This is a genomic window from Corallococcus sp. CA041A (assembly GCF_003612075.1).
GTDB classification, from domain to species: Bacteria; Myxococcota; Myxococcia; order Myxococcales; family Myxococcaceae; genus Corallococcus; species Corallococcus exiguus.
This window is the reverse complement of record NZ_RAWF01000177.1, coordinates 1-20,677: the sequence shown is the minus strand read 5'-3', so window position 1 is coordinate 20,677 and position 20,677 is coordinate 1. Positions and strand designations below refer to the sequence as shown.

21 protein-coding genes are annotated in these 20,677 nt (G+C 70.6%); 10 read left to right on the top strand and 11 right to left on the bottom strand.

Annotation, left to right across the window (positions count from 1 at the left end; translation table 11 throughout):
• A partial coding sequence (yidD, locus tag D7V77_RS27675; RefSeq protein WP_147452173.1) for a membrane protein insertion efficiency factor YidD occupies positions 1 to 241 on the top strand: 241 nt, incomplete at its 5' end.
• Between the two features lie 6 nt (positions 242 to 247).
• Here yidD and D7V77_RS27670 read toward each other — a convergent pair.
• From D7V77_RS27670 to D7V77_RS27655, 4 genes are all read right to left on the bottom strand, one after another.
• Entirely contained in the window at positions 248 to 1,783 is a 1,536-nt protein-coding gene (locus tag D7V77_RS27670; RefSeq protein ID WP_211485278.1) for an ATP-binding protein, read from the bottom strand.
• Between the two features lie 44 nt (positions 1,784 to 1,827).
• A complete protein-coding gene (locus D7V77_RS27665; protein WP_120579302.1) occupies positions 1,828 to 2,292 on the bottom strand; it encodes a response regulator in 465 nt (154 codons plus the stop codon).
• Positions 2,289 to 5,708, bottom strand: coding sequence for a PAS domain-containing protein (locus tag D7V77_RS27660; RefSeq protein WP_120579301.1), 3,420 nt, complete (start codon positions 5,706 to 5,708; stop codon positions 2,289 to 2,291). Before D7V77_RS27660 ends, D7V77_RS27665 begins: the two co-directional genes overlap by 4 nt.
• A gap of 255 nt (positions 5,709 to 5,963) precedes the next feature.
• Positions 5,964 to 6,857 carry a DUF4846 domain-containing protein gene (locus D7V77_RS27655; protein ID WP_120579306.1) on the bottom strand — a complete coding sequence of 298 codons (894 nt, stop codon included), beginning with the start codon at positions 6,855 to 6,857 and terminating at the stop codon, positions 5,964 to 5,966.
• Positions 6,858 to 7,050: 193 nt separating this feature from the next.
• Here D7V77_RS27655 and D7V77_RS27650 point away from each other — a divergent pair, with 193 nt between their 5' ends.
• The gene (locus D7V77_RS27650) at positions 7,051 to 7,653 is read left to right on the top strand and encodes a CDP-alcohol phosphatidyltransferase family protein (RefSeq protein ID WP_120579300.1); all 603 of its coding nucleotides are present in this window, start codon (positions 7,051 to 7,053) and stop codon (positions 7,651 to 7,653) included.
• 10 nt (positions 7,654 to 7,663) lie between these two features.
• On the opposite strand, the gene D7V77_RS27645 is transcribed toward D7V77_RS27650, so the two are convergent.
• From D7V77_RS27645 to glpD, 4 genes are all read right to left on the bottom strand, one after another.
• Positions 7,664 to 7,843 carry a hypothetical protein gene (locus D7V77_RS27645; RefSeq protein ID WP_233597267.1) on the bottom strand — a complete coding sequence of 60 codons (180 nt, stop codon included), beginning with the start codon at positions 7,841 to 7,843 and terminating at the stop codon, positions 7,664 to 7,666.
• 79 nt (positions 7,844 to 7,922) lie between these two features.
• On the bottom strand, positions 7,923 to 8,636 hold the full coding sequence (locus D7V77_RS27640; RefSeq protein ID WP_126932909.1) for a hypothetical protein: 714 nt from the start codon (positions 8,634 to 8,636) through the stop codon (positions 7,923 to 7,925).
• 189 nt (positions 8,637 to 8,825) lie between these two features.
• The gene (locus tag D7V77_RS27635; RefSeq protein ID WP_120579297.1) at positions 8,826 to 10,637 is read right to left on the bottom strand and encodes a S8 family serine peptidase; all 1,812 of its coding nucleotides are present in this window, start codon (positions 10,635 to 10,637) and stop codon (positions 8,826 to 8,828) included.
• Between the two features lie 273 nt (positions 10,638 to 10,910).
• The gene (glpD, locus tag D7V77_RS27630; protein ID WP_120579296.1) at positions 10,911 to 12,611 is read right to left on the bottom strand and encodes a glycerol-3-phosphate dehydrogenase; all 1,701 of its coding nucleotides are present in this window, start codon (positions 12,609 to 12,611) and stop codon (positions 10,911 to 10,913) included.
• Between the two features lie 208 nt (positions 12,612 to 12,819).
• On the opposite strand from glpD, the gene D7V77_RS27625 reads away from it, so the two are divergent.
• From D7V77_RS27625 to D7V77_RS27610, 4 genes are all read left to right on the top strand, one after another.
• A complete protein-coding gene (locus tag D7V77_RS27625) occupies positions 12,820 to 13,230 on the top strand; it encodes a hypothetical protein (RefSeq protein WP_233597266.1) in 411 nt (136 codons plus the stop codon).
• Positions 13,231 to 13,462: 232 nt separating this feature from the next.
• Positions 13,463 to 15,526, top strand: a complete 2,064-nt coding sequence (locus D7V77_RS27620) for a TonB-dependent receptor (RefSeq protein WP_233597265.1) — start codon at positions 13,463 to 13,465, stop codon at positions 15,524 to 15,526.
• A complete protein-coding gene (locus D7V77_RS27615) occupies positions 15,526 to 16,281 on the top strand; it encodes a hypothetical protein (RefSeq protein WP_120579294.1) in 756 nt (251 codons plus the stop codon). Before D7V77_RS27620 ends, D7V77_RS27615 begins: the two co-directional genes overlap by 1 nt.
• Positions 16,278 to 17,108, top strand: coding sequence for a hypothetical protein (locus D7V77_RS27610; protein ID WP_120579293.1), 831 nt, complete (start codon positions 16,278 to 16,280; stop codon positions 17,106 to 17,108). Before D7V77_RS27615 ends, D7V77_RS27610 begins: the two co-directional genes overlap by 4 nt.
• A 55-nt stretch (positions 17,109 to 17,163) precedes the next feature.
• On the opposite strand, the gene D7V77_RS27605 is transcribed toward D7V77_RS27610, so the two are convergent.
• Positions 17,164 to 17,358, bottom strand: coding sequence for a hypothetical protein (locus D7V77_RS27605; protein ID WP_120579292.1), 195 nt, complete (start codon positions 17,356 to 17,358; stop codon positions 17,164 to 17,166).
• A 217-nt stretch (positions 17,359 to 17,575) separates the two neighbouring features.
• Here D7V77_RS27605 and D7V77_RS27600 point away from each other — a divergent pair, with 217 nt between their 5' ends.
• The 3 genes from D7V77_RS27600 (at position 17,576) to D7V77_RS27590 (ending at position 19,415) form a co-directional block, all read left to right on the top strand.
• Positions 17,576 to 17,992 (top strand): hypothetical protein, encoded by a 417-nt coding sequence (locus D7V77_RS27600; protein WP_120579304.1) that lies wholly within the window; start codon positions 17,576 to 17,578, stop codon positions 17,990 to 17,992.
• Between the two features lie 100 nt (positions 17,993 to 18,092).
• On the top strand, positions 18,093 to 18,437 hold the full coding sequence (locus D7V77_RS27595) for a hypothetical protein (RefSeq protein WP_120579291.1): 345 nt from the start codon (positions 18,093 to 18,095) through the stop codon (positions 18,435 to 18,437).
• A gap of 9 nt (positions 18,438 to 18,446) precedes the next feature.
• The gene (locus D7V77_RS27590; RefSeq protein ID WP_120579290.1) at positions 18,447 to 19,415 is read left to right on the top strand and encodes a tetratricopeptide repeat protein; all 969 of its coding nucleotides are present in this window, start codon (positions 18,447 to 18,449) and stop codon (positions 19,413 to 19,415) included.
• A 3-nt stretch (positions 19,416 to 19,418) separates the two neighbouring features.
• Here the strand turns inward: D7V77_RS27590 and D7V77_RS27585 are convergent, their stop codons facing one another.
• Complete coding sequence (locus D7V77_RS27585) at positions 19,419 to 19,718, bottom strand: hypothetical protein (protein WP_120579289.1); 300 nt, start codon at positions 19,716 to 19,718, stop codon at positions 19,419 to 19,421.
• A 31-nt stretch (positions 19,719 to 19,749) separates the two neighbouring features.
• Between D7V77_RS27585 and D7V77_RS27580 the strand changes: the two genes are divergently transcribed.
• On the top strand, positions 19,750 to 19,950 hold the full coding sequence (locus D7V77_RS27580; protein WP_120579288.1) for a SlyX family protein: 201 nt from the start codon (positions 19,750 to 19,752) through the stop codon (positions 19,948 to 19,950).
• A 9-nt stretch (positions 19,951 to 19,959) separates the two neighbouring features.
• Here the strand turns inward: D7V77_RS27580 and D7V77_RS27575 are convergent, their stop codons facing one another.
• Complete coding sequence (locus D7V77_RS27575) at positions 19,960 to 20,406, bottom strand: hypothetical protein (RefSeq protein WP_120567841.1); 447 nt, start codon at positions 20,404 to 20,406, stop codon at positions 19,960 to 19,962.
• Positions 20,407 to 20,677: the final 271 nt, after the last annotated feature.

Below are 20,677 nucleotides of genomic sequence, written 5' to 3'. Positions count from 1 at the left end.
GCCCACCCGCCTGCCCTGGTGGCTCAACCCGCTGTGCCTGGTCGCGGTGGGGCTGGTCCTGCTGTACCGCCACGCGGTGCCCCACCGTTGGAAGCGGCAGTGCATCTACACGCCCACGTGCTCGATGTACGGGCTCCAGTCCCTGAAGAAGTACGGCCTCTGGCGTGGAGGCCTCCGCACCCGGGCGCGCATCCGGCGCTGCAACGACGTGCTGTTCCTCGGGGGAACCGACCTGCCCTGAGGCGCCCTACTCCAGCGCCGGAACGGTCAGCTCCTTCGGCGGAACCCGCGGCAGGCGAACGGTGAACACCGTGCCCTCCGCCGCGGACGAACGCGCGTCCACCGTCCCGCCGTGCGCCAGCACCAGCTGCCGGACGATGTAGAGCCCCAGCCCGATGCTGCGCTCGGAGCGCCCCGCCGTCGTGCCGCGCTGGAGCGGCTCGAAGATGCGCGGGAGCATCTCCGGGGGAATGGGGTCCCCCCCGTTGCGCACGTTCACCACGACAGCGTCCTGCTCGCCCCGGCTCTCCACGCGCACCGGCGTGTCCTCCGGGCTGTACTTCAGCGCGTTGCCCAGGATGTTGGACAGCACCTGCGCCATCCGGTCGGAGTCCCACGCCCCCTGCCCGTCCCCCACCTGCTCCATCTGGAGGATGCGCTCCGGATGCGCCGTGCGCGCCTCCTCCACCACCTGCAGCGTGAGCGCATGGAAGTCGCACGGCGCCGCGTGCACCGGGATGCCGCCGCCCATGCGCGCCTGCGTGAAGTCCAACAGGTCGCGAATCATCCGCGTGGCCCGCTCCGCCGCGGACAGGACGCGCGCCGCCGCCTTCGCGTGCCACGGCTGGATGTCGTCGCGCCGGAGCATCAGCGATGCGCCCGTGAGGATGGCGCCCAGCGGGTTGCGCAGGTCGTGGCTGACGATGCCAATGAGCTGCTGCTCGAACTCCACCCGCGCCTGCGCCTCGTGCACCAGCTTCTGCCGCTCCTCCTCCGCCCGCCGCCGCTCCGTGATGTCGCGCATGGCGCCCACGATGCGCCGCGCCTTCCCGCTCGCTCCGCGCAGGATGGAGCCCTGCGCCGCCACGTACGCGTACTCGCCGTCCTTGCGCAGCACGCGGTACTCGTCCTGCCACCGGTCTTCGTCCGAATCGAACGCCCGCTGCAGCCCTGACAGCACCCGCTCGCGGTCCTCGCCGTGGATATGCCGGCGCCACCACGCCGCGTCCGCGTCCACCTCTTCCAGGGGGAAGCCGAAGACCTCCTCCGTCGCGTCGCCAATCCAGTGCATCGTGTCCGTCTGGAGATCCAGGTCCCAGATGGCGTCGAAGCTCGCGTGCGCCACCAGCTGGTAGCGCTCCTCGGAGCGGCGCAGCGCCTCCTCCGTGCGCTTGCGCAGCCGCACCCCTTCCGCCTCGCGCAGCGCCCGCCGCACGCTGGGGCCCAGCCGCTCCAGCCGGTCCTTCAGCACGTAGTCCGTGGCGCCGCGCTTGAGCAGCTCGATGGCGCGGTCCTCGCCCAGCGCGCCGGACACGAAGAGGAACGGCGTGTCCGGACACACGGCCTTCGCCGCCTCCAGCGCGCTCATCCCGTCGAAGCCCGGCACGTTGTAGTCCGACAGGATGAGGTCGAACCTCCCCTTCTCCAGCGCCGCGACGAAGGCCGCCCGCGCCTGCACGCACTCCAGCGTTGAAGGCAGCCCGCCCTCCTCCAGCTGCGCGGCCACCAGCTGCGCGTCCAGCGGGCTGTCCTCCAGCAAGAGGATGGACAGGGGCCGTTCCATCGAAGGCAGAGTCGTCAGGTCCCGCGCGGCACCGCCGCGTGCGTTCACTTGGGGGCTCCAGTCGTGCCGGGAGAGCCCGGAGGCGGCTGGTTCACCACCGCCCAGAACAGCCCCAGCTCGCGCAGCGCGGACACGAAGTCCGGGAAGGCCACGGGCTTCACCACGTAGGCGTTCACGCCCAGGCCGTAGCTGCGCGCCAGGTCCCGCTCCTCGCGCGACGAGGTGAGCATCACCACCGGCACCGCCTTCAGCTCCGGGGCGCCCTTCACCTTCTCCAGCACCTCCAGCCCGTCCACCTTCGGCAGCTTCAAATCCAACAGCACCACCGCCGGGTGGCCGTCCTGCCGGTTCGCGTACTCGCCCTTGCGGAAGAGGTAGTCCAGCGCTTGCTGTCCGTCGCGCACCACCACCACCTCGTTGGCCAGGTGCACCTCTTCCAGCGCCGCCAGCGTGAGCGCCACGTCGTTGGCGCTGTCTTCCACCAGGAGGATCCGCTTGAGGTCAATCACGCGTGCGTCTCGACTTTCTTCTCCACGGGAGAAGCGCGGGGCAGGGTGAAGGTGAAGGACGCGCCCTGCCCCACGGCGCCCTCCGCCCAGGTCCGTCCTCCATGGCGAGACACGATGCGCCGCACGTTCGCGAGCCCGATACCGGTGCCCTCGAACTCCTCGGCCGTGTGCAGGCGCTGGAAGACGCCGAACAACTTGTCCACGTACTGCATCTCGAAGCCCACGCCGTTGTCGCGCACCCACACCGCGACCTCGCCTTCCGTCTCGCGTGCCCCCACCTCGATGAGGGCCTCCGGCTTGGGACGGGTATACTTCAGCGCGTTCGCCAACAGGTTGTGGATGACCTGCCGCAGGAGCGACGGGTCGCCTTCTACCGTGGGCAGGCTTCCCACCCGCCACTCCACCTGCCGCCCGGTGGCCTCCGGCATCAGGTCGCGCCGGGCCTCCTCCACCAGCTGGCCCAGGTCCACCCGCGACTGGCGCAGCTCCGCCCGGCCCATGCGGCTGAACGCGAGCAGGTCATCCACCAGCGTGCCGCCCTGCTTCGCCGCGCCCGCGATGGTGGAGAGGTAGCCCTTCGCCACGTCGTCCAGCTTCGCGCCCGCCCGCCGCTCCAGCAACTGCGCGAAGCCGGTGATGTGCCGAAGCGGCGCGCGCAGGTCGTGCGACACGGAGTAGCTGAAGGACTCCAGCTCCTTGTTCGCCTCCTGCAGCTGGGCGGTGCGCTCGCGCACGCGCTTCTCCAGGCCCGTGTTCAGGTGGCGGATCTCCTCCTCCGCCTGCTTGAGGCTCTCCAGCGTGCGGCGCTCGTCGTCGATGTCCGTGTTGGTGCCGAACCAGCGGACGATGCGCCCCTCGCCGTCCCGCACGGGCCTGGCGCGCGACAGGAACCAGCGGTAGCTGCCGTCCGCGCGGCGCAGGCGGAACTGGTCTTCCCACAGCGTCCCCTCGCGCAGGGCCGCGTTGAAGTGCTCCAGCACGCGCGCGGCGTCCTCCGGGTCGATCAGCTCGCTCCAGTCCTTCTCCCCCACCTGCGAGGGCGACGTCCCGGTGTAGTCGTACCAGCGCTGGTTGAACCAGAAGAGGCGCCCCTCCGGCTCCGCCATCCACGACAGCTGCGGGATGGAGTCCGCCAGCGTGCGGAACTGCTGCTCGCGCTCCTTCAGCTCCGCGGCCAGCGCCTCGATGCGCCGGCGAGCCAGCACCTGCTCCGTCACCTCCCAGGACACGGACACGATGCCGTCCACCTTGCCCTCCGCGTTGCGCAGCGGCTGGAAGGTGAGGTTGAAGTAGCCCTCGGGCGCATCCTGCCCCACGTCACGGCCCAGGCGCATGGGCACTTCGTGGCCGCGGTAGGTCTCGCCGGTGCGGTAGACCGCCTCCAACTGGGCGACCTGCCCCTGCTCGTTCAGCTCCGGCAGCGCCTGGCGCACGGTCAGCCCCAGCAGCGGCCGGGAGCCGGTGAGCTTCAGGCGCAGGTCGTTGGCCATCTCGAAGACGAGCTCCGGCCCGCGCAGCACGGTGATGGCGGCGGGCAGCTGCTTGAGCACCGCGAACAGGTTGCGCCGCTCCGCCTGCGCCGTCTCGTACAGGCGCGCGTTCTCCAGCGCCACGCTGGCCATCTGCGCCAGCTGCACGGCGATGGTCTCGTCCTCCGCGTCGAAGTCGCCCTCCAGCTTGTCGGACACCTGCATCAGGCCCAGGTTGCGGCCGTCGTGGCCCACCAGCGGCACGGCGAGGAAGCCCTTCAGGGGCAGCGCGGGGGGCGGCGCGGGAGGCGCTTCCGAGTAGGCCGCGTGCTGACGCAACTCCGCGCGCGTCAGGCGCAGCGGCCGGTTCTCCTGGCACACCTGGGCGAAGAGTCCGCGCTCGTCCACGCCCACCTGGGCGGCGCCGGGCGCCTGCGGATCATGCTCCACCGCGGACAGCGCGCCGAGCGTCGGCGCGTCCCGTCCATCCGCCACCCGCACGAAGGACTGGTTCGCGCCAATCAGCTTGCGCGCCTTGAGCGTCACGAGCTCCAGGATGGCCGGCACGCTGCCCGCCGCGTTGAGCGCCAGGCTCGCGCGCGACAGGCCGCGAAGCTGCTCGGTGCGGCGCAATTCGCCCGCCATCAGGCGGGCCCGCTCCGCGTCGGCGCGCTTGCGAGCGGTGATGTCCTGCACGGTGCCCACGAAGCGCACCGGCTTGCCGTCCTGGAAGTGCGTGCGGCCCGTGGCGCGCACCCAGCGCTCCACGCCGTCCTTCAACCCCACGGTGCGGTAGGCCACGTCGTAGTCGCCCTTGCCCGTGGGGTCCCAGCTGAGCGCGATCGCGCGCTGCACGGCGTCCCGGTCCTCCACGTGCAGGCCCGCGAGGAACAACTCGTAGGACGACTCCGAATCGGGCGGCAGGCCGAAGAGCGCCTTGCAGCGCGCGTCCCACCTGAGCTCGCCCGTCACCACGTCCATGTCGAAGGTGCCCAGCGCCGTGGCCGTCAGCGCCAGACGCAGGCGCTGCTCGCTGTCCGCCAGCGCGGCCTGCTGCTTTCGCAAATCCTGCGTGAGCGCCTCCGTGTGCCGGCGCGCGCGCACGAACTCCGTCACGTCGGTGGCCAGGGTGATGATGCCGGACGCGGTGCCGTCCACCTCCACCATCGGGTGGTAGATGACGTTGAAGAAGACGGAGTCCGGCTGGCCGTCGCGCACCAGCTTCACCTCGAACTCCGGCCGCACGAAGGGCTGCCTCGTGCGCACCACCCCGCGCAGCACCTCCATGACCTCCGGCTGCGAGGCCATCTCCGGGAACGCGTCCAGCAGCGCCTGTCCCGGCGTCACCCGCCGGCCCACCAGCAGTTCGTAGTAGGGGTTCGCCAGCTCGAAGACGAAGTCCGGCCCACGCGTGATGGAGATGCCCACCGGGGCCTGCATGAAGAACGCGTGCAGCCGCTCGCGGTGGACGGCCTCCAGGGCGTCGCGCTCGCGCTCGCGCAGCGACTCCTCGCGCCGCTGCACGGCTTCGCGCGCCAGGTGCAGCTCCACGAACATGGACACCTTCGCCAGGAGGATTTCAGGCCGCAGCGGCTTGCGCAGGTAGTCCACCGCGCCGTGCGCGTACGCCGCCAGCCACTCCTTCTCGTCGCCGTCGCCCGCGGTCATCAGCAGCACGGGCGTGCGGCGGCTGCGCTCGCGCTCGCGCAGGAGGCCCAGCACCTCCACGCCCGTCATGTCGCCCAGGTTCATGTCCATCAGGACGGCGGCGAAGTCCTCGTCCAGCACGCGCCGCAGGGCCTCGCGTCCGGAGGTGGCGCGCACCAGCCGCTGCCCCAGGGGCAAGAGGATGCCCTCCAGCGCCAGGAGGTGGCCGGGCGTGTCGTCGACAATGAGGATGCTGGCCCTGGGAGAAGACGCGGGCACGGATGCGGCGGCGGAGGACATGGTGGAGGCTCGGGGGACGGGCTCCTCTTCCCTTTAGGCTGACGGGCACTCGGCGGGGGACGGGCCCGGCTTCGGTGTGTCGCCCGTTGACGGCAGGACAACACTCCACGCCGCAACCTGCCTCCTGCCTCCCGTCGATTCCAGAAGAACCCTCGGGAGTTGCCCGTTTCACGCCTTCCCGTCCGCCAGGAGACCCACCAGGAGGACGCCCGTCCCCCAGGCTGCACCTCGTTGGTGCTTCAGGTTTCCAGTCGATCAGGGCGAGGACAGGCGTCGCAGGGACGTCATGGGGAATGGCGCCCAGAAGGGCGTCGCCAGGCTCTCCCCTTCCAGCGGGAACCAGGCCCCGTCCCTTCCCGCCAGGACGTGGAAGTCCTGCGCGGGGGTGAAGCCCTGGCCCACGAGCGCCATCCGTTCACCCTTCGCGTTGGTGGCTACGTCCAGCACGAGCACCGTGTGGCCGGGGCTGCCGCCCAGGACGAAGAAGTCCCCGGGGCGCAGCTGCTCCCGCGTGGGACGGGAGCCTTCCGCTTGGATCGACAGGGTGCCTGCGTAGGTGAAGAGCAGGTTCAGGTAGTTCCGGAAGGCCGCCCGCGAGCTGTCCGCCGCCGCGCTCCCCGGCACCCACGTCACCTTCGAGCCGGAGACGCGCGCCCGCTCCCCGGCCGCGTACTTGGGCCAGGACGCCAGGTGGCCGCTGGTGAAGCGGTAGGCGATGCGCTCCGACTGGCCGGACGCCCAGCGCCACTCCGCGTGAAGGCGCAGGATGGAGTCCGCGCACTGCTGGAGGTTCGCGGTGCCCACGTCCAGCTCCCCCACCGCCGCCAGCCGGGAGTCGGAGGCCGCCAGCACGGTATTGCCCTGGAAGTCGCGCACGGGAGAGCCATCGGAGCGCAGGGGCAGGCCGCGCAACCAGGCGCCAAAGGAGCCCGCCTCCAGGGGCATGCGCGCGTAGCCCTCCGGAGGCGCGAAGGTCTCCTCCAGCGAGCGCACCTGGGCGGAGGCCGGCAGCCACGGGTAGCGCGTCCGCTCCTCCGCCGTGGGAGCACGGGTCGCGACCTTCGCCCGTCCGGCCGCTTCACAGCTCGCCAGCGGCAGCGCGACGGTGAGCAGGGTGGCCAGTGCCAGCAGGGGGCGGAAGGTTCCCATCGCGTTCAAGAGGCGGACTCCAGGAGGACGGAGGCCGGGGAAAATCCCGGGCCATGCCCTGGGACACCGTACGCGGGCCGCGGGGTCCTTTCGTTGAACGTGGATCCACGAGGGCACCGGAGGAGTTCTTCGCTGGACGCTCGCCATGCCGGGCAGGTGCGCCCCGAGGGCCGAGCACTACCTTTTGAAAGCCATGCACCGTCGGGCAAGCCTCGTGCTGCTCAATACGCTGTCCCTGTCGCGACTGCCGCTCGCCGCGGTGTTCATCGCGGTGTCGGACCTGCGCATGAGGGCCTTCCTGGTGGTGCTGGCGGCGGCGACGGACTTCCTGGACGGCTGGATTGCCCGGAACCGGGGACTGGCCACGCGCATGGGAGCGCTCATCGACCCGGTGGCGGACCGCGCCTTCATGGTGACGGCCTTCATCGTGTGTCTGCTGGACGGGCTCATCGACCCCGTGGAGCTGACGCTGCTGCTCCTGCGGGACATCGGCACGGCCATCGGCTTCATCGTCGCCAGGGTGCGGCCGGACATGCGGGCCGTCGAGCTCAAGGCGCGGATGCTGGGCAAGGTCGTCACGACGTTGCAGCTCGCGGTGTTGCTGTGCGTCCTGCTCTACCCGCCGCTGGTGCGGCCGCTCGTGGCGCTCGTCGCGCTGCTGTCGCTGGCGTCGGTGGTGGACTACACGCGGGCGGTGTGGCGTCAGCGTCAGCGCCGGGAACTGCCGCCGTCACGGCCGTCCTCGCACCTTCCCCATGGGCCCACGGGTGCGCCCATGGGGTCCGTGCGGGAGTGACGCGAACGCCTCACGCGGGCACGGCGCGCATGTCCACGGACAAGGCCAACCGGGCGCGTTCGCGCTCCATGGCGGCGCGCTCGCCGTCGGACAGGGCGGCCCAGACCTCGTCCATCGTGTCGAGCAGCGCATCCGCTTCGGGTGAATCCCCGCCGGGCGCGCAGGCGCGGACGAGGGCCAACTTGTGCAACAGGGTTCGGTATCGGTTGTAGACCGTCATCGTCCGGGAGACGCGGACGGGGCCATGCGGCTGACGGAGGGGCCGCGGGCTACCGGCGGCGTTGAGTCTCGGCGTCGCGTCGGGCCTCGGCGCCGGTCAGCACGGCGATCTCCCGCGTGTGGCTCCGGCCCACCAGGTTCACGGTGGCGCGCACACGCTCGCCCTCCTTGAGCTCCGTCACACCGATGTCCTCACCGTCGCGGACGACGCGCGTCTGGGTGCTGATCTCCAGCGGCAGGCGTGAGCCATCGTTGTCGATGACGACCACCGTATCGGACACCGAGCGCACCTTCCCCCGGTAGATGGCGTCCACCACCGCGACGCCCTGCGAGGCGCCAGGAGCGGAGGGCTTCGCCGTGGAGGGAGCCCCCGTCCCCGTGTTGCCCGTCCCCCCCGTGCCCGAGTTCGTCTCCGGGCCCGGGTTGGGCGGAGTCGTCTGTCCCTCCGGGTTTGGCTCCGCGCTGGGGCTGTTCGGATCCGACCCAGCCTCGGTGCCCTGCGCGGGCGTGGTGCCAGGAGCCGTCCCAGCGGGAGCCTGCGTGTTCGTCCCGGAGCCGCCCGTCCCCGGCTGCTGCTGCGGCACGGGCGCCGGAGCTTGCGGCGTGGCCGCGGGAGTCCGCGGCGTGATGACTCGCGCACCCGCGGGAGCAGGAGTCTCCTCGGACGCCGCGTCATCCTCCATGCCGCCGGATGGAGTCCCGGCGCACATCAGCAGGCAGGCCAGCCCCGCGATCCCCAATCCCAGCCAGGTGTCTCGCTTCATGCGCCGCGTGCCTCCCTTCGTGGGAAGGTGCACGCGCACGCGGCGCGAACCACCCGCTCGGAGGACTTGCGGTCGCCTGCCCGCCCGGGCTGCCAACCCACGACCCGGCGCCTGCTCGGGAAAGGGAAACGCCCCCGGTCCCACGAAGGGACGCGGGGGCGTCAGGCCCACGGGCGCGAAGGCGCGCGGTTACGGCAGCGGGAGCGGACCGCCGCCCTGGGGCAGCGTGCGCGCCAGCTCCACGGCCTTGGCCGCCTGCACCAGGCCATAACCGTACTTCTCGTCCTTGCCCGGCGTCGTCTTGTCGTCCTTCGCCGTCTTCTCCAGCACCGCGCGCACGTGCGCGGCGCTCAGGTCCGGCCGGGCGCTGAACACCAGCGCGGCGACGCCCGACACGTGCGGGGTGGCCATGGAGGTGCCCGACTCGCGCTGGTAGTCCAGGCCGGTGATGGACACCGTCACATCCTGGCCCAGCAGCTTCTTGAGGGACGCGCCGGCCGCCATGGACACCGACACCGTGGGCACCCAGTGCGAGTTCGAGGAGCCCAGCGTGAAGGTGCCCTCCGCGTCGTCCGCCACGTTGTTGCCGATGATGACCGCGCGGGCGCCGGCCTGGATGACGTTGCGCGCCTTCTCCTCGAAGAACAGGTCGCCGCGGTCCACGTACGCGACGAAGCCGTCGCAGGTGGCGGTCTCACCGCACGCCGCGCGGTCCGCGCCCAGGCCGCAGTTGACCAGCCGGCCCGTGTACGTGCCCTGCGCGGTGTACGTGAGCGGCGACGAGGTGACGGGCGCCGACGCCGCGGTCACCGAGGACAGCGACGCCGCCCCCAGCACCGTGGCGCTCAGCACGTTCACGCCGGGCCCCACCACGGACAGCTCCTGGCCGAACTGCGAGAAGGGCGCGTACTCGCCCTGCAGGTCCACCGCGCCCACCGCCATCACCGACGGCAGGTACGCGGCCGGATACGCGATGCCGCGCTTGCCGTCGTTGCCGCTGGCCGCGACGGACAGCATGCCGTTGCCGTTCTCCCAGACCTTCTCGAACATGAGCTGCTCGGTCTCGGACGGATCCGGCGCGCCCAGCGACAGCGAGGCAATCCGCGCCCCTTGCGAATGGCACCAGTCCACCGCCGCGATGACGTCATCCGTGCGGCCGCCGCCGTCCGTGTCCAGCACGCGCGCGACGAGCAGCGACGCGCCCGGCGCCACGCCCACCACGCCGTTCGGCTCCTCCCCGGGCGCCACGCGAGCGCCGGAGCCCGCGCCGAACTGCGCCAGGATGGTCGCGGACACGTGCGTGCCGTGGCCGCCGCCCACCTTCAGCACGCCCTGGGACACGCTCTGGTCGGACGGGTCGTCATCGTCGTCGACGAAGTCCTTGCCCATGACGAACGCCGCCTTCAGCTCCGGGTGCTTGCTGTCCCAGCCGCTGTCGATGACGCACACCTTCACGCCCTCGCCCGTGGGCGCGCCGGGGTCGATGACGCCGTCGTTGTTCGCGTCCCACAGCTGAGGGACCTGGATCAGCTTCAGTCCCTCCGTGTACTCGCCCACCGACCCCTGCGTGCTGTACGCGCCCTGCCACGACGCCAGCGGCGGGGGCGTGGGCAGCCCCAGCGCGCGCACGCGGCGGTTGGGCGTCACGGAGAGCACGTCCGGGTGGAGCTTCAGCGCGGAGATGGCCTCCGGCGACAGCCGGGCGGACACCACGTTCATGTTCGGGATGCGGCGCTTCACCGTGCCGCCCTCGCGCTCCACGGCCGCCGCGATGTCCGCCGAAGCCGCCAGCGCGCTCGCGGACACCTTCGACTTGTAGGTGATGATGACGCCGTCCGGCGCCGTGTCCGTGCTCAGCGGGGAGACGCCCGGCTTCGGCAGCGACACCTCCGCGGTGCCAGGACACGCCTGGGGCAGGACATCGATGGGTTCGGGGTCGCTGCCACAGCCGCTCGCCACCAGTCCGGACAACCCGAGCCCAAGCCAAAGCCAACGCTTCATGGGGTGTATCTCCTTCGCCCGGCCAACGTGGATTACCGCGCCGTGACCTGCCGCCCCCGAAAAGGGGGCCGGGAAGAACGGGCCGACCCTGCTTCCCGTTCCCCAGACGATTTAAGCATGGACGCAGCACGACTGCTCGGGCGGCTGTCGTGCGCCCGACGGCCATCCGGTGCCGGTCCATCGTGAGGCGCTCAACGCTCGTGGGGAGCGCCTCGTTCGCGGCAGGACCTCCGGCCCGGCATGACGCACCGTGCCCGGCCACCTGGCAGGACGTCAGGCGTCGGAAGGATCCACGCCGAAGATGCGCTGGGCATCCACGGCATAGGCCGCCAGCTGACGCTCGGTCTCCGCGGCGTCCCACCCCAGGAGAGGCGCCATCACCTCCGCGGCGCGGACGGCGGCGGCGCGGCCCTGGTCGCGCGTCTCGAACGCGACCTTGAGGCGGCGGATGAGCAGGTCCGCCAGCGTCTGGACCATCTCGTGGGACACGCCCCAGGCGGCCTCGGCGCGGCGGTAGGGCAGGCCCTCCACCAGCGGCTCGGCCAGCGCGGGCGACTCGCGAGTGAGCGCCCACACCGCGTGCCAGCGGCTGCCGTATGCGCGAACCAGGTGTTCGCCCGTGGCGGCATCCCCCACCTCCTGCTTCGCCGCCGCGAGCTCCGCGTCCAGCTTGAGGATGTCGCCGCCCGGCAGGGGCTGCTCGTGGGTGACGGGCTTCTTGTGCGGTCGGGACAGGTGGCGCTCCACGGCGTTGACCACGTCGCGGGCCATGACCCGGAAGGTGGTGAGCTTGCCGCCGCTGATGGCCAGCACGCCGGACGGGCTCACGTCGATGGAGTGCTCGCGGCTCGCGCTGCCCGCGTCGCTGTTGCCGTGGTAGCCGCTCGCCGCGAGCGGGCGGATGCCGGCCCAGGCGCTGACCATGTCCTCGCGGGTGAGGTTCGCCTCGGGGAAGAAGGCGTTGGCGGAGGAGAGCAGGTAGGCCACGTCCGCCTCGCTCGCGCGCACCTCGGCCGGGTGGGCGCGGGTGGCGGTCTCCGTCGTGCCGATGAGGGTGAACGCATCCGCGGGCAGGATGAACATCACGCGGCCATCCACGGGAGACAGGAGCGTGAGCGCATCCCCGATGTTCAGCCGCGAGCGGGGCACCGCGATGTGCACGCCCTTGCTGCCGCGCACCGCGGGCCCCGTGCGCTCCTGCTGCGACGAATCCAGCCGGCGGATCTCATCGCTCCAGGGCCCGGTCGCGTTGACGACGGCGCGAGCGTGCACGGTGTGCTCCAGGCCGGTGAGGTGATCCACCACCACCGCGCCCTTCACCTTGCCGTCCTCCAGCACCAGCCGCTTCACGGAGGCGTGGTTGAGCACCACCGCGCCGGCCTCGCTCGCGCCCAACGCGTTGGCCAGCGTGAGGCGAGCATCGTCGGTGGCCGCGTCGTAGTAGCGGGCGCCGCCCTTGAGCCCCTCGGAGCGGATGCCGGGCTCGGCCTCCACCAACTGCTTGAGCGACAGGCGCTGATACGCCTTCACGTTCCGGAACAGGGACAGGGCGTCGTACAGCATCAGGCCCGCGTTGAGCTTCCAGCGCGGCACGCGAGCCCCTTCGTAGACGGGCCAGATGAAGGCCAGCGGGCGCACCAGGTGAGGCGCCAGGTGGAGCAGGCGGCGCCGCTCGATGCTCGACTCGAAGACGAGCCCCAGGTGGCCATGCTCCAGGTAGCGCAGGCCACCGTGGATGAGGCGCGACGAGCGGCTGGACGTCCCGCTGGCGAAGTCCTCGCGCTCCACCAGGGCCACCTTCAGGCCCCGCAGCGCCGCGTCCCGAGCAGCACCCGCCCCCGTCACCCCGCCGCCAATGACGAGCAGGTCGAACGACTCACTCCCCAGCGCACGCAGACGGTCGGCGCGCGAGGGCGGGGCGGGAACCTCGGTAGAGGCAGGCAGGGAACGAAGAACGGCGGATTCGGAACGCACGTGACGAGTCTATGACGGGAAGTCTGTGGCCGCAGCGGATTCCGATGCAATGCGTCAAGCGGTCCACGGGGTCATGGGACTGGGCGGCAAGGAACTGTCTGGCAGCGGGCGGCGGAGGCCGCCTTGCGTGTCGTGGGGAGGACGGATAGGCAGGCAGCCGCCTCACCTCCCCCGTCCTGGACGCTCCGCCGCCGTACCCCGAACCGCCGTGTGGGATACCCGAGACCGACGAGACCTGGCGTTCCTGGGACTGTGGGTCCTGGTGTACGGGCTCGCGGTGGCGCCGGTGCTGCACGCGGTGGTGGGACACGGCGGAGGCCTGGGGCGCCACGAACACGGCGTCAGCACCCACGTCCACCGAACCCAGGCCGCATGTGACGCGACCCGGGCCGCGTGTCCGACGGAGTCCGAACAGGGCACGCCGGAAGGAGCGAAGCAGGGCCACGGCCACCAGCACCTGACGGGCTCGGTGGAGCACCTGCTGGCGGTGGCGGCGAGCTGGACGGTGTTCGTGCCGCCGAAGTTGCGCTGGGTGTCCTGGCGCGTGGAGCCGGAGCGAAGCCCGGAGTGGTCACCGGGTCAGCGGTTGCGGTCCGCGGCGATGCCGCAGGGCCCCTAGCCCCCGTCGGACTTCCGGAAGGATGACTCGCGAGCATGCGGACCGTCTGGCCCAGGCCAGACACGGGCCTGCGTGAGCGTGTGTCCTCGAGCCCCGTCTGTCTTTCAACCCGCACGCTCCGGAACGCGTCCCGACGCGAGCCGGGGACGTGCCGTCGTCTCCTCGTGTCGTCCCCACCGTGACCATGTTGCTCATCGCGTTCGCCACGCTCTCGACGAGTCTTCCCTCGGCCATGCCCGCCGCACAGGAAGAGCCGCGCCAGGAAGTCACCGGTCACGTGGAGACAGAAGCCACGCCGGAACATCAGCAACCCGAGACACAACAGCTCACGGAGGCCACCGGGAAGCAGCGGTCCACGGTGGTGCGAGGCACACGTCCGGCCCAGAGCGCCGCCGAGGTCACCATCGGCCGGGACATCCTCGACACGGCACCGCGAATGAACGCGACGGACGTGCTCCGCGTGGTCCCGGGCCTCGTGGCCTCGCAACACAGCGGCGAGGGCAAGGCACAGCAGCTCTTCCTCCGAGGCTTCGACGCGCTCCACGGCCAGGACGTGGAGCTGAACGTCGGAGGCCTGCCGGTGAACGAGGTGAGCCACATCCACGCGCTCGGCTACGCGGACACCAACTTCATCATCCCGGAGCTCGTCCAATCGCTGGAGGTGACGGAGGGCTCCTACCGCGCGTTCCAGGGTGACTTCGCGGTGGCGGGAACGGTGCGCATGGACCTGGGCGCCCGCGAGAAGGGGGTGGAGTTCGCCGGCACGCTGGGCCAGTTCAACATGCGCCGGCTCGTCGTGACGGTGCGCCCGGGCGAAGACCCCGGAACCTTCGCGGCGGCGGAAATCGGAGAGAGCGACGGCTTCGGCCCCCAGCGAGGCTACGGCCGGGCCACCCTGCTCGCCCAGGCGAACCTGGACCTGGGCCACGGCCTGAGCGCGCGAATCCTGGGAGGAAGCTACGTCACGCGCTTCGACTCCCCCGGAGTGGTGCGCGAGGACGACCTCGAAGCCGGGCGCCGCACCTTCTACTCCGGCTCCTTCGACCGCCAGGGAGGCACGGTCTCCAGGCACCAGCTGCTCATGGGCGTGGACCTCCCGCGCGAGGGCACCGCGCGCACGCGCCTGGAGGCCTTCGGAATCCTCTCGGACCTGCGCCTGCGCAACAACTTCACGGGCTACCGGGTGGACGACCGGGGCGACGGCCTGGAGCAGACCCACGACGGCTCCACCCTGGGCCTGCGAGCCGAGCACCGCCGCCAGGTCACGCTCTTCGACCGCCCCGTAGCGTTGGAGCTGGGCCTGGGAGGAAGGCGCGACGGCATCCACCAGACGCAACGCCGTTACCGCGAGACGGACGGCACCTTCTTCGCGGAAGAAGTGGACGCGAACATCACCCAGACGGACGTCTGGGGTTACGCCGAAGCCAGGCTCCCACTGGGACGCTGGGCCTTCCGGCTGGGAGGCCGCGCTGACGCGCTGGGCGTGGAGGTCTTCGACGCGCTCGCCTTCCGAGACCCGCGCTACTACGACGGACAGGGCTACTCGCGCAGCGCCTTCGGGGTGCACTGGGGCGCGAAGGCCGGCGTCGAATACGCGCTCACGGACACCTGGGCCCTCTTCGCCAGCTACGGAGACGGCTTCCGTTCCCCGCAGGCGCGAAGCCTCGCGGAAGGAGAGCAGGCGCCCTTCGTGAACGTGCACGGCGCGGAGCTGGGCACGAGGAGGGATGGAGAACGTCTGTCCTTCCAGGCGAGCGTCTTCGGCTCGCAGGTAGCGGACGACTTCTTCTTCGACCACACGGTGGGCACCACCGTCTTCACGGAAGAGACGCTGCGCACGGGCATCTCCGCGTCCCTGCAGGCGCGTCCGCTCGAAGGCGTCACGGCCGCGCTGAGCGCCACGGTGGCGAACGCGACGGTGACGAAGACAAACGCGAAGCTCCCCTACTTCGCGCCGCTGGTCGCTCGAGCGGACATCGGCTGGGAGAAGCCGCTGCCCGGCATCGACTCCGTGCTGTCGCTAGGTACGGGCCTCACGCTCATCGGGCCCAGGCCCCTGCCCTACGACGAATACAGCCGCACCGTGTTCCTCGCGGACGTGCAGGCAGCGCTGCGCCGGGGAGCGCTCGCGCTGCGGCTCGACGTGAAGAACCTGCTCAACACGCGCTGGCGCGACGGCGAGTTCGTCTACAGCTCGCGCTTCGACCCCACCACCCAGCCGAGCCTCGTTCCAGCCAGACATTTCACCGCGGGGGCACCACGCGTGGCCTCGCTCAACCTGGAGGTCCACCTGTGATGAACCCGATTGCACTGGCCTTGACCGTGGCCCTGATGAGTCTGGGCTGCGGAGGAAAGACCGAAGCGGAGCGCCGCACCTTCGCCGTGACGATGACGGCGACAGCGCCCACGGCCCCCAACGAGTACGGCTGGACGGTGACGCCCGAAGCCGCGCAGCTCTCCGTGGGCTCGGTGCGCTTCTTCGAGGGCCGCGTGCTGCTGTCGCAACGCCTGCCCCGCTTCGACTGGTACTCGCTCATCGGGGGCACCGCGCACGCGCACCCCGGCCACTACGTCCCGGGCGACGCGCTGGGCGAGGTGTTGAACACCCGGACCGTGGATCTGCTCGCGGGCGGCAACCTGGGTGACGCCAACGCCGTCACCGGTGCGTACGGCTCACTGGAACTGACGCTCGTGACGCCCACAGCGGCCACGGACGCACAGAACGTCCTCGGAGGCCACCAGGCCCACGTGCGAGGCACCGCGACCCACACGTCCGGAGCCACGGTGCGCTTCGACGCGACGGTGGATCTGCCCAAGGCCATCGAAGGCGTGCGCTTCGAGCGCGACCTCCAGCAAGAGGCCGGCTTCGTGCGCATCGCGGTGGATCTGGGGACTTGGATGGACCGCATCGACTTCGCCACCGCGTCGCTTCCTGACGCGGCTGGCGTTTCCACCTTCCCCGCCAACAGCCAGGCCCAGAACGGCCTGGTGCGCGGCGTGGAAGACACCAGCGCCTACGTCGTGACGTGGGTGGAAGGAGCAGCGGAATGAGGAAGCATTGGCTGATGGGAGTGTCCTGCCTGGCCCTGGTCGCCTGCTCGTCGGGTCAAGGCAACGTGACGTTCACCGCGTACGGGGAGGACTTCATCGAAAAGGAGATCCCCGCCAGCGCCTTCGAGGACGGCTGGACGGTGAAGTACACCAAATTCCTCGTGAAGCTGAGCGAGGTGAAGGTCGCCAACCACGAGGGAGAAACCGCCGCCGAGCAGACGGCCGCGAAGGTCTACGACGTGCACCGTCCGGGCCCCGTGGACGTCGCGAAGTTCAGCGACCTGGCCGCCGAGGAATGGGACGAGGTGAGCTACGCCATCGCCCCCGTCACGAACGCCACCGCCGGTAATGCGGACGCGGAGGACGTGACGCGGATGAACACCGAAGGCTGGTCCGTCTACGTCGAGGGCACGGCCACCAAGGGTGCGGCGACCAAGAGCTTCCACTGGGGCTTCGCGACCAACACCCTCTACGAGCACTGCGAGAACGAGGACATCGGCAACGGCGTCACGGTGCCCAAGGGCAGCACGGAGACGGTGCAGCTCACCATCCACGGCGACCACTTGTTCTTCGACGACCTCCAGTCGCCGGACGCGAAGATGCGCTTCGACGCCATCGCCGCGGCGGACAGCACGGGCGTGGTCGGCCCGGATGGCGAAATCACCCTGGATGAGTTGGGCCTGGTGAACCTGACGACTCTGCCCTCGGACCAGTACGGCACGGGAGGCGCGGGCAGCGTGCGGACGCTGCGCGACTTCGTGACGGCGCTCGTGCGAACCGTGGGCCACTACCGCGGCGAAGGCGAGTGTTCGCCGCGCGTCCGCTAGGACAACGCCCCCGGAGGGGCCGGCCCGAACGCGCGGCCGGCCTCTCCCGTTTCACTCAGCGCTTCGAGGAATCATCCCCGCCCGTCATGCCCCCACCGCCGTGCGACGGCATGTTGGACGGCGGGTTCGGAGGACGGTTCGGGTTCATCTGGTTGGAGCGGTTGTCCTGGGCGGACTTGTGCTCCGGGCGCTCGGGGTTCTTCGTGTTGGAGCGCTGATCATTCGGGTTCGGGGTCTTGTGCTTGCTCATCGTGCGGCGTCCTCCGTGTGTCCGGACATGGGCGCCCGGACGGAAGGCACGGTAGGGAGACGCCTCCAGGAAGCGCAGGGGCCCAGCGGGCGCTGCCTGGTGTCCAGCACCGGTCGCTCGGACTGCCCTCCCCGTCCAGGGATCGCTCGCCGCGGTCTCCTCCGGATGCCAGGGAGGATGCGAATGCCTACTCCTTGACCCCGGGGAGGTGCGGCGCGTGAAGACCGTGACCTACGAGCGCAGTGGCCAGACGAACACCGGGGCGCAGGCGCTGCGAGTGGAAGGCCTCAAGCACCTGCGAGTCCTGGAGCAGGGCGAACCGGTGGTGGAGCGGGACCTGACGCCAGAGGAGATCCGCCGCCTGGCCCCGTTGCTGGAACCCCTGCAGCAGGAGCCCGAACCCGCCGCCCTCGCGCCCCAAGCAGGAAGCCCGGACATCCTGGCGGTGACCCTGGCCTTCGAGGACGAGGAGACGCCCCGGTTGAGGCTCGCCACCGAGCGGCTGCCCGCGAAGGGAGGCGGGTATGATCGCCTGCTCGCGGAGCTGGACGCCCTGCTGTCGGCGGAGCTCCACGCGCGTGCCCCGCGCCACGCCCACGCCGTCCTCCCCCACCAGCTCCGTCACGATGAATGACGGAGGCCATACGGTCCGTGAGGGCCGCGTCGCCCGGGGCACAGCAGGGGAGCAGCCGGGGCCGGTTGCCCTGGAGGCCCGGTTCTGACAGACAAGAAGCATGAAGCGCGTGCAGTTCTCCGTGCACCGCACGGTTGGAGAGGCACGGATGCTGGCGGGGGCCCTGGAATTGGCCGGGCTCTCGGTCGACATCCGGGGCGAGTCCCTGGTCCCACTGAGCGGAGAGATTCCCAGCACCGAGGCCTGGGTGGAACTGTGGCTGTGGCCGCAGGAACTGGAAGCCGGGCGCCAGGTCCTCGCGGAGCTCCAGGCCAACCAGGAAGCCGCCAGCCGTTCTGTGACGTGTCCACGCTGTGGCGAGGAGAACCCCGCCAACTTCGAACTCTGCTGGAGCTGCGAGCTGGAACTGCCGTCGGGGCTGCGCCCACACCTCCGGGCCGTCTAGAAACGCCCCATGAGCGACCCAGCGAACGAACCGGAGGAGCGAAGCGGCCGACGCCGGAACCAGGGTCTCCGGGGCGTCATCTGGGTCTGCGGGGCGGCGCTCGCCATCCACGTCATTCCCCTGTTCCTGCCCCGCGACATGCCCGAGCAGGAACTGGCCATCGCGAGGGCCACGGAGAACGTGGAGGGCCGCCTGCGGTTCCTGGTGCCCCTGAAGCACAACGACAAGGCAACGGCGGCGGACCTGCGCGAGGCGGCCGAGCTCCTGCGAGAAGGAGCCCCCGCGGAAGCGCACGACCTGGCCCTGGAAGCCGAGCGGAGGGACCCGAACGCCCTGGAGACCCAACTCCTGCTCGCGCGCATCTGCGACCGGGAGCGGATGTCGCGCTGCGTGGACCAGTCGCTCGAAAAGGCGCGGAAGCTCGCGCCGGCGGACCCACGGCCGGAGCTGCTCCGGGCGGACCTGAGCGAGGCGAAGGGCGACGTCGGGGGAGCCACGGAGGCCCTGTCCCGCGCGTACAGCCACACTCCAGGCGATCCCCTCATCGGCATGCGCTACGGCCGGCTGCTCAGCCGGATGGGCAAGCCCGAGGACGCCCTGAAGGTCTTCACCTCCCTGGAGGGCAAGGTCCCCACGGCCCGGCTCCTGGTGGAACAGGGGCTGGTGCTGACCAAGAATGGCCGGAGCCGCGAAGCCGTGGGGCTGTTGCAGCAGGCAGTGCAGAAGGACCCGAAGCTCACGGAAGGCCACTTCCAGTTGGGCATCGCCTGGTTCGAGCTGGGGAACGAGACCGCCGCCGAGGAGGCCCTTCGTCAGGCGGACCGCCTGGACGTGTCCGACACGCGGGCGCTGGGCACCCTCTGCACCCTCCAGGTGAAGGCGGGGAAGCTCGAGGGAGCACGCCAGACGCGCACGGACCTGGAGCGGCGCTTCCCACAGCGGATGGACGCCATCCGGGAGCAGTGCCGGCTGCCGTGAAGTTCAGCGCGGCTCCTGCCCCCGAATCTGGCGCAGCATCCGCGCCGCGGCGATGACCGGCGAGTCCACGGCCCCGTCGGCCCGTTCGGTGCGCACCACCGCCTGGAGGAAGGGGATTGCCTCTTCATCCCGACCCTGCTGGAAGAGCAACTCCCCCAGCGCGAACCGTGCCTGGGTGAGGAGGACCAGGTCCTCCGCCGCCACGGCCGCATCGATGGCATCACTCAGCGCGGACTCCGCCAGCTCGGGCTGTCCGCGTCCAAGCAGCTCGCGGGCGCGCTGCAGGTGTTCAAGGGTATTCATGGGGCACGGTCCCCGAGCGGAGAAGACGGCAATGGAAGACAAGCGCCTGGTCGAGCTGGAAATCCGCTACACGCAGCAGCAGGAGCTGCTGCAGGAGCTGAGCGACGTGCTCTACCAGCAAGGGCGCGTCATCGACGCGCTCCGGGGGGAGCTGGACCAGCTCAAGCGCAAGCTGGACGCCGAGCCGGGCCTGGTGGACGCCCGCCAACAGGAGCGGCCACCGCACTACTGAGCCAGGACCTCAGAACTTGTAGCCCAGCCGCAGGCCGATGATGGGATTCGGATCGAGGTAGCCCACCTCGATGCCGATGCTCGCGGCCTTGCCCTGGAGGCCAAAACCAAACGCCGCATGGGCCTTGAAGGTGTCCCCCTTGAAGAAGATCCACGGGCCCGCGAGACCCTCGATGTAGACGTTCCGGCCCACCGTCGCGCGAAGCGAGATGTCCAACGGAACGCCAATGATGTTGCCGTCCGTGACGAGCACCGCGCCGAACCGGGCACCCACGAAGAGTGGACCCGCGACATGCCCTTCAACGCCCAGCGTGAAGTTGAACGCGGCGCTGGTGTCGACCCAGTAGTCCGCCCCCACGCCCAGGCGGACGCCGGACTGCTGCGCCTTGGATTCCGCGGGCGCCAGCAGGAGCCCCAGTGCGAACAGACCAGCGGCGTAGATTCGAAGCAGATGCATGCGAGAGGCTCCTGTCCAGAGAGGGGGGAAGGAGCGCCACTCAAGCAAAGCAGCCAGGGTCAGGCCAGCCTCAAAGCCAGGCGGCTGTACGTTCGCATCCCGTCGGATCAATCCACGAAGAAGCGTGCGCCCGAGCTTCGTGACACAAGCCCGCAAAGACAAAGCCCCTGGCGCCTTGCGGCACCAGGGGCTTTCAAAAAGAATCCGGCAGCGACCTACTCTCCCACGCGGTTTCCCGCGGAGTACCATCGGCTCTGGAGGGCTTAACTTC

Coding starts and splice junctions, on each gene's coding strand:
- D7V77_RS27620 (WP_233597265.1), top strand. CDS start 13,463: ATGCCCGCCGCACAGGAAGAGCCGCGCCAGGAAGTCACCGGTCACGTG.
- D7V77_RS27610 (WP_120579293.1), top strand. CDS start 16,278: ATGAGGAAGCATTGGCTGATGGGAGTGTCCTGCCTGGCCCTGGTCGCC.
- D7V77_RS27660 (WP_120579301.1), bottom strand. CDS start 5,708: ATGTCCTCCGCCGCCGCATCCGTGCCCGCGTCTTCTCCCAGGGCCAGC.
- D7V77_RS27585 (WP_120579289.1), bottom strand. CDS start 19,718: ATGAATACCCTTGAACACCTGCAGCGCGCCCGCGAGCTGCTTGGACGC.
- D7V77_RS27640 (WP_126932909.1), bottom strand. CDS start 8,636: ATGAAGCGAGACACCTGGCTGGGATTGGGGATCGCGGGGCTGGCCTGC.
- D7V77_RS27580 (WP_120579288.1), top strand. CDS start 19,750: ATGGAAGACAAGCGCCTGGTCGAGCTGGAAATCCGCTACACGCAGCAG.
- D7V77_RS27615 (WP_120579294.1), top strand. CDS start 15,526: ATGAACCCGATTGCACTGGCCTTGACCGTGGCCCTGATGAGTCTGGGC.
- D7V77_RS27595 (WP_120579291.1), top strand. CDS start 18,093: ATGAAGCGCGTGCAGTTCTCCGTGCACCGCACGGTTGGAGAGGCACGG.
- D7V77_RS27575 (WP_120567841.1), bottom strand. CDS start 20,406: ATGCATCTGCTTCGAATCTACGCCGCTGGTCTGTTCGCACTGGGGCTC.
- D7V77_RS27650 (WP_120579300.1), top strand. CDS start 7,051: ATGCACCGTCGGGCAAGCCTCGTGCTGCTCAATACGCTGTCCCTGTCG.
- D7V77_RS27670 (WP_211485278.1), bottom strand. CDS start 1,783: ATGGAACGGCCCCTGTCCATCCTCTTGCTGGAGGACAGCCCGCTGGAC.
- D7V77_RS27635 (WP_120579297.1), bottom strand. CDS start 10,637: ATGAAGCGTTGGCTTTGGCTTGGGCTCGGGTTGTCCGGACTGGTGGCG.
- D7V77_RS27605 (WP_120579292.1), bottom strand. CDS start 17,358: ATGAGCAAGCACAAGACCCCGAACCCGAATGATCAGCGCTCCAACACG.
- D7V77_RS27590 (WP_120579290.1), top strand. CDS start 18,447: ATGAGCGACCCAGCGAACGAACCGGAGGAGCGAAGCGGCCGACGCCGG.
- D7V77_RS27655 (WP_120579306.1), bottom strand. CDS start 6,857: ATGGGAACCTTCCGCCCCCTGCTGGCACTGGCCACCCTGCTCACCGTC.